Origin of the sequence: Syntrophotalea acetylenivorans, assembly GCF_001887775.1 — a bacterium.
Taxonomy (GTDB): Bacteria; Desulfobacterota; Desulfuromonadia; order Desulfuromonadales; family Syntrophotaleaceae; genus Syntrophotalea_A; species Syntrophotalea_A acetylenivorans.
In genome coordinates this window covers 1878653-1892536 of the sequence record NZ_CP015519.1, presented here as the reverse complement: position 1 = coordinate 1892536, position 13884 = coordinate 1878653, and the positions used below count along the sequence as shown (strand labels likewise).

Annotated in this window: 11 protein-coding genes, 1 tRNA gene, 1 other RNA gene and 1 pseudogene; 13 read left to right on the top strand and 1 reads right to left on the bottom strand. The window is 54.9% G+C overall.

The window, feature by feature from the left end; translation table 11 throughout:
- Positions 1–32 precede the first annotated feature (32 nt).
- From A7E78_RS08685 to A7E78_RS08650, 8 genes are all read left to right on the top strand, one after another.
- Positions 33–120: transfer RNA gene (locus tag A7E78_RS08685), tRNA-Ser, on the top strand.
- 207 nt (positions 121–327) lie between these two features.
- Positions 328–426: signal recognition particle sRNA small type (gene ffs, locus A7E78_RS08680), an RNA gene on the top strand.
- A gap of 63 nt (positions 427–489) precedes the next feature.
- The gene (gene dnaX / locus A7E78_RS08675) at positions 490–2220 is read left to right on the top strand and encodes a DNA polymerase III subunit gamma/tau (RefSeq protein WP_072283846.1); all 1731 of its coding nucleotides are present in this window, start codon (positions 490–492) and stop codon (positions 2218–2220) included.
- 65 nt (positions 2221–2285) lie between these two features.
- On the top strand, positions 2286–2600 hold the full coding sequence (locus A7E78_RS08670) for a YbaB/EbfC family nucleoid-associated protein (protein ID WP_072283845.1): 315 nt from the start codon (positions 2286–2288) through the stop codon (positions 2598–2600).
- A gap of 200 nt (positions 2601–2800) precedes the next feature.
- Positions 2801–3406 carry a recombination mediator RecR gene (gene recR, locus A7E78_RS08665; RefSeq protein ID WP_072283844.1) on the top strand — a complete coding sequence of 202 codons (606 nt, stop codon included), beginning with the start codon at positions 2801–2803 and terminating at the stop codon, positions 3404–3406.
- A 136-nt stretch (positions 3407–3542) separates the two neighbouring features.
- Positions 3543–7127 (top strand): pyruvate:ferredoxin (flavodoxin) oxidoreductase, encoded by a 3585-nt coding sequence (gene nifJ / locus A7E78_RS08660; RefSeq protein WP_072283843.1) that lies wholly within the window; start codon positions 3543–3545, stop codon positions 7125–7127.
- A 158-nt stretch (positions 7128–7285) separates the two neighbouring features.
- Positions 7286–7783: a roadblock/LC7 domain-containing protein gene (locus A7E78_RS08655; protein WP_072283842.1), complete on the top strand. Its 498-nt coding sequence runs from the start codon at positions 7286–7288 to the stop codon at positions 7781–7783.
- Between the two features lie 11 nt (positions 7784–7794).
- Positions 7795–8385, top strand: coding sequence for a GTP-binding protein (locus A7E78_RS08650; protein WP_072283841.1), 591 nt, complete (start codon positions 7795–7797; stop codon positions 8383–8385).
- Between the two features lie 99 nt (positions 8386–8484).
- Here the strand turns inward: A7E78_RS08650 and mepK are convergent, their stop codons facing one another.
- On the bottom strand, positions 8485–9072 hold the full coding sequence (gene mepK / locus A7E78_RS08645; RefSeq protein ID WP_072283840.1) for a peptidoglycan L,D-endopeptidase MepK: 588 nt from the start codon (positions 9070–9072) through the stop codon (positions 8485–8487).
- 718 nt (positions 9073–9790) lie between these two features.
- Between mepK and pilM the strand changes: the two are divergent.
- The 5 genes and pseudogenes from pilM to mshL form a co-directional block, all read left to right on the top strand.
- Positions 9791–10450: pseudogene (gene pilM / locus A7E78_RS08640) on the top strand (type IV pilus biogenesis protein PilM); the annotation flags it as partial.
- Complete coding sequence (locus A7E78_RS08635; RefSeq protein WP_072283838.1) at positions 10447–11052, top strand: PilN domain-containing protein; 606 nt, start codon at positions 10447–10449, stop codon at positions 11050–11052. The pseudogene pilM and the gene A7E78_RS08635, both read left to right, overlap by 4 nt.
- Positions 11049–11726 (top strand): type II secretion system protein GspM, encoded by a 678-nt coding sequence (gspM, locus tag A7E78_RS08630; RefSeq protein ID WP_072283837.1) that lies wholly within the window; start codon positions 11049–11051, stop codon positions 11724–11726. The genes A7E78_RS08635 and gspM overlap by 4 nt, the downstream gene beginning before the upstream one ends.
- A gap of 7 nt (positions 11727–11733) precedes the next feature.
- Complete coding sequence (locus A7E78_RS08625) at positions 11734–12081, top strand: MSHA biogenesis protein MshK (protein ID WP_145924870.1); 348 nt, start codon at positions 11734–11736, stop codon at positions 12079–12081.
- 42 nt (positions 12082–12123) lie between these two features.
- Positions 12124–13857 (top strand): pilus (MSHA type) biogenesis protein MshL, encoded by a 1734-nt coding sequence (gene mshL / locus A7E78_RS08620; RefSeq protein ID WP_145924869.1) that lies wholly within the window; start codon positions 12124–12126, stop codon positions 13855–13857.
- Positions 13858–13884 lie beyond the last annotated feature (27 nt).

Below are 13884 nucleotides of genomic sequence, written 5' to 3'. Positions count from 1 at the left end.
AATAAACCTTTGTTGTATTCTGCCCAACCTGCGGAGAGGTGACCGAGAGGCCGAAGGTGCACGATTGGAAATCGTGTGTACCGCAAGGTACCGAGGGTTCGAATCCCTCCCTCTCCGCCAGTTTAAAACAACAACGGGTCCTTAAGGGATTCGAAGCGGAACGAGCGCTGACCTAATGTCAGAAGAGCGGGCAGGGATGCCCGCGTCAGCGAGTGCAGGGGAGCCTACGCCGGAGCCGACGTGAAGTCGGCGACAGAGTGGGAGAATCCCTCCCTCTCCGCCAGTTTTATAAGTCAAGGGCCGCTGGCCATTGCCGATAGAAGTGACAGCCGGGTCCCGCGCAACGGACGGCCGTAAACTCCGTCAGGCCCGGGAGGGAGCAGCGGTAACGGCCTCAGCCGTGTGCCGCGGGGGTGCCTGGCTGTCACTTGTATCGGCAATCTTTTTTGTAGCTGCTAAATCCCTCGGATGTGGAGGTCTTTGAGCCCAATGTCTTATCTGGTTCTGGCTCGAAAGTACCGGCCCCAGAGTTTTGAGGATCTGGTTGGTCAGGAGCATGTCAGCCGGACTCTCGTCAATGCGATCAATTCCGGGCGTGTTCATCACGCCTTTCTGTTCACCGGTGCGCGTGGTGTCGGTAAAACTTCGGCGGCAAGGATTTTTGCCAAGGCGCTCAACTGTGAACAAGGCCTCTCGCCGCAACCCTGCCAGAAGTGCCCCTCTTGTGTGGAGATCACCGCAGGCCAGGGTCAGGACGTTTTCGAAATCGACGGCGCCTCGAATACCGGTGTGGATGATATCCGAGAGTTACGGGAAAATATCCGTTATCTGCCTGCTCATTCCCGCTTTAAGCTTTTCATTATCGATGAAGTGCATATGCTTTCCATCAACGCCTTCAACGCTCTGTTGAAGACTCTGGAAGAGCCGCCGGATCACGCCAAGTTCATTTTTGCCACTACCGAGCCGCATAAAATCCCCATTACTATTTTGTCCCGTTGTCAGCGTTTCGACTTTCGCAAGATTTCATTGCCGGCAGTGACGACTCGATTGCGGGAAATTGCAGACTCTGAAAAAATCGAGATTTCTGACCGTTCTTTGGCGCTGGTTGCCCGGCGGGGTGAGGGCAGTATGCGTGATTCGCTGTCGACCCTCGATCAGGTTCTTGCCTTTTGCGGCAACCAGGTAGCTGACGAAGAGATTCAGGGCCTGCTGGGCATGGTCGATCGCCGGTTGCTGCTCGATACGGTGGAGGGAGTCGTTGAACACGATAGCCGTCGGGTGCTTGACAGCGTGCGCCGGGTTGATGATCTGGGCCATTCATTTCGCCAGTTCTGTCAGGAGTTGGTCGAGTGTTTTCGGGCGCTTGTTCTGATCAAGGTCGTAGAAGAGCCGGGAGATTTGCTGGATACCACGGTTGATGAGCTGGCTCAATTGCAGCAATTGGCCGATCAGGGGTCTGTTGAAGATCTGCAGAGGGTTCTGACTCTGTTGGTCAAGACCGAGGCTGAGCTGGCTGGCTCCACCTTTCCGCGTTTGGCCCTTGAAATGACTTTGGTGCGACTGACCCATCTGCCGCCGGGCAAGGATATCGGTGCCTTGTTGCGTAAGGTTGAAGATCTGGAGCGGCGGCTGGCCGGTAATGGTCCCGTTGTCGCCCCGGTCGCTGTCCCGGCGTCCGCAGCGAGCCCGCAGTCGTTTCATGGGGAAGAGCTGCCGCCGGCCAAGGTCATGCCTGTGGCTGAGCCCACGGCAGTCGAGCCGGCTGCAGTGAGCGGGCCGCCGCGAGCGTCCTCCGCTGCGGCTCAGGGCGGTTGGCCGGAGCTGGTAGCGCATATTCGCAAACAGCGGCCGCGCATCGGCAGTATTCTGGAGCATGGGCGGCCTGTGTGTTTTGCTCTTCCTGATCTGGAAGTTGGCTTTGTATCGGGTTCTTTTCATCTGGAACAGATGAAAGATAGCGAAACAGCGACGGTCTTTCAGAAGCTGGCTGAAGGTTTTTTTCAGCAGTCTCTGAATGTTCGTATTGTGGCGGTAGACGACGGTCATGGCGGCCGAGTTCCTCCTTCGCTGGCGGAAGAGCGACGTTCGCAGGAAACGGGTCGTAGAGAGAAGTTGGAGAAAGAGGCTCGGGATCATCCGGTCGTTCAGGCGGCTCAGGAAATTCTGGGTGGAGAAATTATAGAGATTAAGCCGATAGACAAGGAGAACCCGCAGGAGTAACCTTTTCTGTAGCCAGGGACGGTTCGCAGGGTTTTGAGTAAAACGTAACGAGGAGGATGAATACAATGGCCAAAGGTCTTGGAAATATCATGAAGCAGGCCCAGCAGATGCAGCAGAAGATGGCCCGTATGCAGGAAGAGCTGCAGTCCCGTGAGGTAGAGGCTTCGGCGGGTGGCGGTATGGTGACAGCCACGGTCAACGGCGCTCAGCAGTTGGTGAATCTCAAGGTTGAGCCGAGCGTGGTCGATCCGGAAGATGTCGAAATGCTCCAGGATCTGGTGCTGGCCGCTGTTAACGAGGCAATCAAAAAGAGTCAGGCCATGGCTCAGGAAGAGATGTCCAAGATTACCGGCGGTATGAATATTCCCGGTCTTATGTGATTGATGATAGCTGTTGCCGGGGTGTGCGGACCGGTGTTTGAGGGGCTTTAGCTGCTTGGGCGCTGGTTCACCCGGTTTGTAATCGAGGTTGAGCTCCTTGTCCCTGCGAGCGCAGAGTGGGGGCGCTGTTAAGAAAATTTTTTTATCCAAAAAATATAATAGAACGTTATTTGAAAAATCTTGAAACGGGCTAAAAAGTTATGATAGATTGGAAAATCAACCCTTCGTTTAATCGCCTGGTTGCCGAACTGGCCAAGTTTCCGGGGGTTGGAAAAAAAACGGCGACTCGATTGGCCCTTTTCGTATTGCGGCAACCGGATGCGGAGGCTGAAGCTTTGGCTGAAGCGATTCGGGAGATGAAGGCGCGGACCCGTTTTTGTTCAATCTGTTTCCATTACACCGAGGAGGATCCCTGCCCCGTTTGCACGGACCCTGCCCGGGATGAAACATTGCTCTGCGTAGTGCAAGATCCTCAAGATCTTATCGCTGTTGAGCGTAGCCGCTCTTTTCGCGGTCATTACCATGTGCTGCATGGGGCTTTATCGCCTCTTGACGGGATCGGTCCCGAGCAGCTCAAAATTGCTGAACTTATGACTCGCCTTGCTGATGGTTCAGTCCGGGAAGTATTGCTGGCAACCAACTTCAGCGTTGAAGGCGAGGCAACGGCGCATTACTTGGCCGGCCTGATCCGTCCCCTTGGTATTAACGTGAGCCGACTGGCTCACGGCATACCTTTGGGGAGCGATCTGGAATATGTCGATGAGGCAACAGTTAATCGAGCAGTGGAAGGTCGCCAGTCCATTTGAGGGGATGGGTGGTGATCATTTACCGTTTCGGTATCTGAGTGCCAGGTTCCTTTGTTTTCAATGAAGGAACGGATCAAAACTTTTAAACGGTATTTTATAAGCAGTCTCTAAATACAAGCAAATTTAGGAGGTACAAATGTCACGCAAGATGATTTGCACTGACGGTAACACGGCAGCGGCACACGTTGCCCATGCCACTAACGAAGTTATCGCAATCTATCCCATTACCCCTTCGTCCAATATGGGCGAAGTCTCCGACCTCAAAAGTGCGGCCGGAGAAAAGAACATTTGGGACACTGTTCCCGATGTGGTGGAAATGCAATCCGAGGGCGGTGCTGCCGGCGCGGTCCATGGTGCGCTGCAGGCCGGTGCTCTGACCACTACCTTTACCGCTTCGCAGGGTCTGCTGCTGATGATCCCGAGCATGTACAAGATTGCCGGTGAGCTGACCCCGACCGTGTTCCACGTCTCGGCCCGCGCCCTGGCCTGCCAGGCGCTGTCTATTTTTGGCGATCATTCCGACGTTATGTCCTGCCGGGCTACCGGTTGGGCGTTCCTGGCTTCCAATAACGTGCAAGAGGTCATGGACTTCGCTCTCATCGCCCAGGCGGCGACCCTGGAGTCGAGAGTCCCCTTCTTGCACTTTTTTGACGGCTTCCGTACTTCTCACGAGATTCAGAAAGTGGAAGAACTGAGCTTCGACGACATGCGCCACATGATCAGTGATGAACTGGTGCAGGCTCACCGTGAGCGCGGTCTGTCTCCTGAGCGCCCCAAGATTCGTGGTACTTCCCAGAATCCGGATGTATATTTCCAGGGCCGCGAAACGGTAAACAAGTACTACGAAGCGGTGCCGGGAATCGTCCAGGCGCAGATGGACAAGTTCGCCAAGCTTACCGGTCGTCAGTACAACCTGGTCGACTATGTCGGTGCTCCCGACGCCGAACGGGTCATCGTCATGATGGGTTCCGGTACCGATACCGCCCATGAACTGGTGGATTATCTGGTGTCTCAGGGTGAGAAAGTCGGTCTGCTCAAGATCCGTCTGTTCATGCCTTTGCCGGCCGAGACCTTGGCCAAGGCGTTGCCTGCTTCAGTGAAGAAGATTGCCGTCCTGGACCGGACCAAGGAGCCTGGTTCTATCGGTGAGCCTCTTTATCAGAACGTTCGCACTGCCATCGGCGAAGCTATGAGCGACGGACTGGTCGAGCTGGCCGAATACCCGACCATCGTCGGCGGTCGTTACGGCCTCGGTTCCAAGGAGTTCACCCCGACCTTGGTCAAGGCGGTGTTCGATAATCTTTCCCAGGCCAAGCCGAAGAACCACTTCACCCTCGGCATCAACGACGACGTGACCGGTAGCAGCCTCGACTTCGATCCGACCTTCAAGGTGCCGAGCGAAGGCTACGCCGCCATGTTCTACGGTCTCGGCTCCGACGGTACCGTCGGTGCCAACAAGAACTCCATCAAGATCATCGGTGACACCACCGATAACAAGGTCCAGGCCTACTTTGTCTACGATTCCAAGAAGGCCGGCACCGTAACCGTCAGCCATCTGCGCTTCGGTAAGGAGGCGATCCGTTCGCCTTATCTGGTCGATGCGGCGGACTTCGTGGCCTGTCACAACTTCTCCTTCCTCGAGAAATACGACATGCTCGGCAAGGCCAAGCAGGGAGCGACTTTCCTGCTCAACAGCCCTTACGACAAGGACCAGGTTTGGGCACAATTGCCCCGCGAAGTACAGCAGACCATCATTGACAAGGAGCTCAAGTTCTATGTTGTCGATGGTGTCCGCCTTGGTACCGAAATCGGTCTCGGCGCCCGCATCAACGTGCTGATGCAGACCGCTTTCTTTGCCATCTCCGGCATCATTGACAAGGATCAGGCAGTGGCCGAGATTCGCGCCGCTATCGAAAAGAGCTACGGCAAGGCCGGCGAGAAGGTTGTTGCCATGAACAACCAGGCAGTCGATGCCGCCTTGGAGTACATCGAGCAGGTAGCGGTACCGGCTACGGCCGATAGCGCCATCGCCATGAAGGAAGCGGTCGAAGGCGAGGCTCCCGAGTTCGTCAAGAACGTCACCGCCAAGATTATCGCCGGGCTTGGTGACGAGTTGCCTGTGTCGGCCATGCCTGCTGACGGTACCTTTCCCGTCGATACCGCCAAGTACGAAAAGCGTAACATCGCGGACAATATTCCGGTATGGGACACTGAGCTCTGCGTGCAGTGCGGCATCTGTTCTTTCATGTGCCCTCATGGCACCATCCGGATGAAGATCTACGATGCCGACCAGCTGGCCGGCGCGCCGGAGACCTTCAAGTCCTGTGAAGCCCGCGGTAAAGGCATGGAGGGTAAAAAGTACTCCCTGCAAGTGGCGCCCGAGGATTGCACCGGTTGCGGCGCCTGTGTCCATAACTGCCCGGCCAAGAGCAAGGAAGATCCGCAGCACAAGGCCATCAATATGGAATTCCAGGCACCGCTGCGTGAGCAAGAAGCGGCCAACTGGGACTTTTTCCTCGAGTTGCCTGAAACCGATCCGGCGCTGCTCAACCGCGCTACGGTCAAAGGCAGCCAGCTGCTGGAGCCGACCTTCGAGTTCTCCGGCGCCTGCGCCGGCTGTGGCGAGACGCCTTTCGTCAAGCTGCTGTCCCAGCTTTACGGCGATCGCCTGATCATGGGCAACGCTACTGGTTGTTCGTCCATTTACGGCGGCAACCTGCCGACCACGCCCTGGACCACCCGCAAGGACGGCCTCGGCCCCTCCTGGAACAATTCCCTGTTCGAGGATACCGCCGAGTTCGGTTACGGCATTCGCCTCGCTGCCGACAAGTTCAAGGCATTCGCTTACGAACTGCTCGACAAACTGCTGGCCTGCGCCAACGACAAGTGCGGCGAAGCGAAGCAGTTGATGGCCGAGATCAAGGAAGGCGATCAGTCGACCCAAGAGGCCATCGAAATCCATCGCCAGAAGGTCAACAAGCTGAAGTCGATCCTCGAAGGCTGCACCAGTGACACCGCTAAGCAACTGCTGTCGGTAGCTGACTACCTGATCGAGAAGTCGGTCTGGCTGATCGGTGGTGATGGCTGGGCTTACGACATCGGCTACGGTGGCCTCGACCACGTACTGGCGTCGGGCCGTAACGTCAACGCTCTGGTCCTCGATACCGAGGTTTACTCCAATACCGGTGGCCAGGCCAGTAAGGCCACCCCGCTGGCTGCCGTGGCCCAGTTTGCCGCCGGCGGCAAGCGCATGGCAAAGAAGGACCTGGCCATGATCTCCATGACCTACGGCAACATTTATGTCGCGCAGGTCTCCCTGGCCAACCCGGCTCAGGTGGTCAAGGCCTTTATGGAGGCCGAGTCCTACGATGGTCCGTCGTTGATCCTGGCTTACAGCCACTGCATAGCTCACGGCATCGACATGACCACGGCAGTCGACACCTGCAAGAAGGCCGTCGACTGCGGTCACTGGCCCCTGTTCCGCTTTGATCCCCGCTTGGTCAAAGAGGGCAAAAACCCGTTGCAGATGGATAGCAAAGAGCCGACTATCGCCTTCGACGAATACGCCTATGGCGAAAACCGCTATCGGGTGTTGAAGAAGGTTAAGCCTGAAGAGGCCGGCCCGTTGATGGAAGAGGCGACTCTGAATTGCAAGAGGCGTTTCGATCTCTACCGTAAGCTGTCTGAAATGTCAGCCGATTGTGGTGGTAGCAACAAATAGCATTAGTTGAATCGGTAAGATAAGGGCCCCCGGCGGAATATTCCGCCGGGGGCTTTTCATGTGGGAGGGTCGCTGGCCGCCGGTTGGAAAGTCCTTGCTAGATTAGAAGGTTGATGCTATAAAATCCTTTGGTATCGAAACTATATAGGAGATAGGGCATGTTCGGATCTCAAGCCTCTCTGGTTATGTACGACGAGGAATTTCAGCAGATCGTCAACCTCGCTGACAAATTGTTGCGCGAATCTAATGCCAAGGCGGTTTTTTTAGTTGATCGCAATGGGCAGTTGATGGCGGCGACTGGGGAGACCGAGCACCTCGATACGACCAGCCTCGCCTCATTGACAGCTGGCAATATCGCTGCCACTGGCGGTCTGGCCAAGCTTATCGGGGAAAAAGAATTTTCTATTCTTTTTCACGAAGGAGAGAAGGATAATATTCATATCTCCATTGTGGCCGGTCGAGTCATTCTGGTGGTTATCTTCGATCATCGCAGTTCTCTTGGTCTGGTTCGGCTGCGGGTCAAAAAGGCCAGCGATGCTCTAGGGAGCGTTTTTGGTGAGCTCACCCGCAAGTCGGAGTCGGTCGGTTCACTAGGTGGTCCGCAAAATCCTTTCGCCGAAATAAGCGACGACGATATCGATAATCTTTTTAGCTGACGGGTAGCCTCATGTCCTTCATCAACTATGCCTCCCGCGAAATCAATTGTAAAATTGTCTATTACGGGCCGGGCCTGTGTGGCAAGACCACCAATCTGCAGACTATCTACAATCGCACAGCACCGGACGCTCGAGGGAAGATGATTTCGTTGGCCACCGAGACGGAACGGACGCTGTTTTTCGATTTTCTTCCGCTGGCTCTGGGTGATATTCGCGGCTTTAAAACTCGTTTTCACCTCTATACTGTTCCCGGGCAGGTTTTCTACGATGCTTCGCGCAAGTTGATCCTCAAAGGGGTCGATGGCGTGGTGTTTGTTGCTGACTGTCAGGAAGAGCGTCTTGATGCCAATATAGAAAGTATGGAAAACCTTAAAGACAACCTTGAGGAGCATGGTTACCAGTTGGAGAACCTGCCCTTTGTGGTTCAGTACAACAAAGTTGATCTGCCTAACTTGTCGCCTATTGACGAACTGCAGGGTTTTCTCAACCCGAACATGGTTCCTGAGTTCAAGGCCTGTGCTTTGACTGGAGAGGGGGTTTTTGAAACCCTCAAAGCCGTCGCCAAGCAGATCTTGATCGAATTAAAAAAAGGTGCCGGTTAGGTTCGGCGCAAAATGGTTTTTTAAAAAGCGAGAGGCCGCTCCCCTGTAGGGAGCGGCCTCTCGCTTTTTAACTTATTGAACCGGGGCGGTCTGGGTGTGCTACCAGCTGCGACACGGCCCGGTGTCAACATGGATGAAATTTGACTTTGGGTAATAGCCTACGCCGCCAGCCCGCAAATTAAGGGCTGCCCGTCTTACTTGTGATAGGTTGCAACCTGGGAGACGAATATCGGCAGCCTGTCCGGCCAAATGAAAGCTCTTTTTTGCCACTCCGCTGCTTGCTTGTCGGAGCTTGCGATTGCTTTCTGGAGAACGGTAGCCGGAAATGATCTGGAAGGGTTTGCGGTTTTCGAGTTTGGTGTTGAGGGTATAAAGCTGGTCGAAAAGCTTTGGGTCCATTGGCTTGACCTGGTCTGTGCGATGGTCCCGCAACAGGAAATTGATGTCCTTGAGGGCCTCGGGTAGGTAGTCACCGTCGGCCCAATAAACTACTGATTTCAGGCCTTCGCCGGTATGGGTGTTGTAAAGCGAAAGGCTACGCTCTCTGTCGGCGGGTCCGGTGAGTAGAGCAAGGCCGGGAGTCGGCAGGGCCAGTCCGGCCAAGCCGATCAGGCCGGCCTTAAGTAACGTGCGACGGTTGAAGGTTGAGCCTTTGCTGGTGGAACATTGGGAATCTGTTGTAAGCATGTAAATACTCTTTGTCTCTCAATTGATTGGCAGGGCAAGCTAAATATGCTTCCCAGAAGAAAAGCAATGTCCATGCCAGAAAAGCCTTTGCACAATATCAGGAATCGATATCGATTGCCAGTGCTTTTGATTACAGCGACCTATTATATGTTGCCGGGGAGGGATATGCAACATGGTGGTTGTCCGGGCGGGAACTAGCTATGGCCGATTCTCATGTGCGACGATCTCGTTTCCGTTGAACATTGGTCAAGTTGTTGACAAAAATTTACAAAAGACCTACAAAATGACATTGTTTCGCGGGGTTCCGGTTTGTTTTTTCCCTTGATTAAGGAAATGAAAACACCTAGAATTTCAGCAATTTAATTAACGCGTCTTTTCGGGTCGCCAAGCATCAATCCTTCGAGTCGTCCAAGATTCATTTAAGGTCAAGCGAGGCCGTCAGCAACATGAAGCTCCTTTCTGAGAAACTATCTTTTTCACGGGGTATTGTCGGTGTGTGTCAGGGGCCGGATGGTCTTGCCGTTGCCCATATTGTGTCGCAGGGGGATGACGCTCCACATCTCAAAGAATGCGAGTATTTGTCCGGTGGGATTGGCGAGCAGGCTTCCCTGTTGCAGGATTGGCTAAAAAAAGTTGGTTTGTCAGCCGCTCGCGCAGTCTTTTCTCTGGGGGGCGATGATTATCAGATGTTACAGGTTGCCCCCCCGAAGTTCCGGATAACGAATTGCGGGACGCCGTTCGATGGCAGATCCGCGACCTTATCGACTTTCCCATTGAAGAGGCTGTGGTCGATGTTTTTCAGGTGCCGCGCGATACCCAGCGCGAAGGAGCTCGTACGGCCTATGTGGTGGTGGCTCGGCAGAATCTGCTTCGACAGAAAGTTGCACTGTTTAAAGAAACTAAACTGAAACTGCAGGCTATCGATATCCCTGAATTGGTTCTTCGCAACATAGCTAATTTGTTACCCAACGCCGACAGGGGCGTGGCGCTGTTGTATTTTGGCGTGGACTCCGGACAGATAATTATTTGCCGTGCAGGAAAACTGTGTCTGGCCCGTACTATCAATATCGGTGTCGAGGCTTTGCGCCCAGAAGCTCCCTATTGGCAGGATATGGTAGATTCGGTCGCCTTGGAGATTCAACGTTCTCTGGACTTTTTTGACAGTAACTTTTCCCAGTCAGCCATCAGCTCCCTGACACTGGCTCCTTTGGGGTTTTCCTCTACCGATCTTATGTCTAGTCTTGGAGAAGCTCTCGGCATGGCGGTGCAGCCACTTGACGTTGCACAATTGCTTGACTGCCAGATGCTGCCCGACCAGCCGGAGCAGTGCCTGTTGGCCATCGGTGCCGCCTTGCGTATGGAAACGGTGAGTTTATGACGCAGCAGATCAACCTTTATCAGTCGACAGTTATTGTCAGGACGTCGCCCCTTGCAGCATGCCGCCTGCTGCTGGCTGTCGGTGTTGGTATTGGACTCCTGTTGCTTGGTTATGGCGTTGTTCGTTGGCAACTATGGCGTACCGAGGGCCATCTAGCTGACATTAAAGTTCAGGAGCAGGCCGCTCAGGAGCGGATTGTGGAGCTGCAACAAACCCATTCGACACGAAAATATAGTGAAACATTGGCCCGCCAGGTGGCTCAGCTGAAGGCTGAAAGGGCGGCTCGATTGCCTCTGCTGACCCTGCTGGCGGATCACTCCCCTGATCAGTTTTCCGGTTTTTCTGAACACTTGCAAGGTCTGGCCCGGGAAGACCTGGAGGGGGTCTGGTTGCGAGATATCGCAGTGGCCGAAGGAGGTCATTCCCTGGTGCTTGAAGGAAGTGCCCTTCGCGCGGAATTAGTGCCTCGCTACGTGCAGCGCCTGAGCCGGCAGGCTTCTTTTGCCGGGCTTGAATTTGCCAGCCTGGTTATGAGCCGTTCAGAAGAACGGAACGAGGCCGTCGATTTTATTTTGCGTAGTACTCTGGAGGAAGCCCAATGACTTCTTTGCGGAGTTCTGTGAGCGATCTTTGCCGCTGGCTGGATGCCCGGGCCCCTCGGGAGCGGTTGTTGCTCGCTGTTTCATTTCTGGCTGTGCTGATATTGCTCTGGTATGTGTTGCTGATAGAGCCGATGGTTATGCACCGGCAGGCATTGGAAACCCAAATTAGTTCAGCCGTTGCAACGGTTGCCGCTCTTGATCAGCAAGAGGCAGCAATGGTTGCGGGTGCCGCGCAAGATCCCGATGCAAACAATCGCCAACAAAAGGTGATGTTGGAGGAAGAGATCGACCGGCTTGATGAGCGCCTGGAATTATTGACCGGAGAGCTTATCAGTCCGCAACAAATGGTAACAGTACTGGAGGAGATGCTTACGCGTCGTCGCCAACTCAACCTGACCCGGTTGGAGAATCTTCCAAGTGAGCCGCTGCTTAAGCAGCCAGCTGTTGATTCGCAAGTCGAAAAGGTGCGGCAACGTAATCTGTATCGTCATCGGGTGCGCATTGAACTGACCGGAAGTTATTTAGATGCCTTGGCTTATCTGCGGTCGTTGGAACAATTGCCACGCAAGGTTTACTGGCAGGACCTGGCGCTATCCGTTGAGGAATACCCGCAGACGAAGATAACCGTGACGGTCTATACTCTGAGTCTGAAGGAGGACTGGATCGGTGTTTAGGAGACAGGTGGCAGTCTTTGTTTGCGCCGGGATGCTGGCGATGCTGATGCCTGCCGACAAGGGCAACACGGCCTCTTTGCCGGACCCGACCCGACCCCCGCAGCGGTTTGTTGAACCGGCTGCTTCAGGAGACGCTCCGTCAAAGGGCTTGCAACTGGGGTCCATCCTGATTGCTCCGCAGCGACGGGTGGCCGTAATCAACGGTCGGCCTTTGTCGGCGGGAGATCGAATCAGCGGTGCAAAAGTGGTGGCTATTGAGCCGGGCCAGGTTCGGTTGCGACGAGGCGGCAGAGACTTTGTGCTGAAGCTTCTGCCCAAACGACCTAAAGTGACTGCCGTTGCTGAAAAAGATTGATATGAATTGCTCAACTGAGATGAGCAGGGAGATACGTTAGCTATGATGCAGCATCTTTATGTCCCCTTTTGGCGAAGCGCGCTAGTGCTGGGCCTGATATTTCTTACGGCCTGCGCGCAGCGACCCAGGGCAGAAGAGCCTATCAGCGACTTTGAACAACACCTGGTGCCGCCACAAGGTGCCTCCGTGCCTCCAGAACTCCCCGCCGAGGTTGCCGAGGCTCTGTTGCCGAAACTTGGGGCCGAGGCTGAGTTGGCACCTGCGGTGGTTCAAGAACCCCGTTTTGATGTTGCGGCAGAGAAGATCCCGGCCGGTGATTTTTTCATGGGCCTGGTCACTGGAACACCCTATAACATGGTCGTGCAGCCGGGGTTAGAGGGTGAAGTTAGCCTCGCCCTGAAGAATGTCACCATTCCGGAGGTTATGGAGGTGTTGCGCGACGTCTACGGCTATCATTACCGCCAGACCGCAACGGGTTTTCAAGTGATGCGGGGCGGAATACAAACTCAGCTGTTCCATGTCAACTATCTGAACCTGGTACGACGTGGTTCTTCCCAGACCCGGGTCAGTTCGGGACAGGTTTCTGAATACGATAGCGATGATGACGATGATTCAGGTTCGAGCAATAGCGGCAACAGAGAGCGTTCCGTTGTCTCCGGCAGCGAGGTCGGTACCGAGTCTATTAACGATTTCTGGCAGGAACTGACTACGGCGCTGCGGACCATGGTTGGTCAGGAGGACGGCCGGCGGGTTATCGTTCAGCCTCAGGCCAGTGTGGTGGTGGTACGGGCGCTGCCCCCCGAGTTGCGTCAGGTCGCCGATTATCTCTCGGCTATTCAGGGCAATCTGCAGCGACAGGTCACTCTTGAGGCCAAAATTCTCGAGGTCGAGCTCAACGATGGCTTCCAAAGTGGCATTAACTGGTCGCTATTAACCGGCGGCGACGTAGTCTTGAGCCAGACCGGTGGCGGCACCATCTTCGGCGATTCCGGCGTTTCCGATATTGCAGGGAATAGCGGTATCCTCAGCCCCCTCAATCCGACGGAGATGATTGAAGGGAGCACCGCCTCCGCGTTCGGCGGAGTTTTCAGCGCCGCTTTGACTTTCAACGATTTTGCCGCTTTTATCGAACTGCTCGAAACTCAGGGCGACGTGCAGGTCCTTTCCAGCCCCCGGATTGCAACCGTCAACAATCAAAAAGCGGTGATCAAAGTCGGTTCCGACGAATTTTTTGTTACCGACATTTCCAGCGATACGGTGACCGGCACCGCCACCACCACCAGTCCCGATATCACCCTGACCCCCTTCTTTTCCGGGATCGCTCTCGATGTGACGCCGCAGATCGATGCCGGCGGTCGGGTGACTCTGCATGTTCACCCCACCATCAGCCAGGTGACCGACCAACAGAAGACCATTACCGTCGCCGGTCAGGCACAGACCCTGCCTCTGGCATTCAGTACCGTGCGGGAGTCGGACAGCATCGTCAGCGCCGAAAGCGGTCAAGTGGTTGTCATTGGCGGCTTGATGAAGAATCTGTCGAGCAAAAAAACCGCCGGGATCCCGTTGCTTGGCCAATTGCCCGGTGTGGGCTCCTTGTTCCGTCACAGCCAAGTGACCAGTCGCAAAAGTGAACTGGTTATTCTGTTGCGCCCTATGGTAGTCGGCGATGATACCTGGAGACAGGCCTTGCAGGAGTCCACGGATAGTTTTGAACGGCTAGGCAGCCAGCTTAATGATGAGTGGCGCGGTGGCCCTTTTGCCCGGCCGGCACAGTAAGTCAAATCGATGAATTTCCCTTGGAGG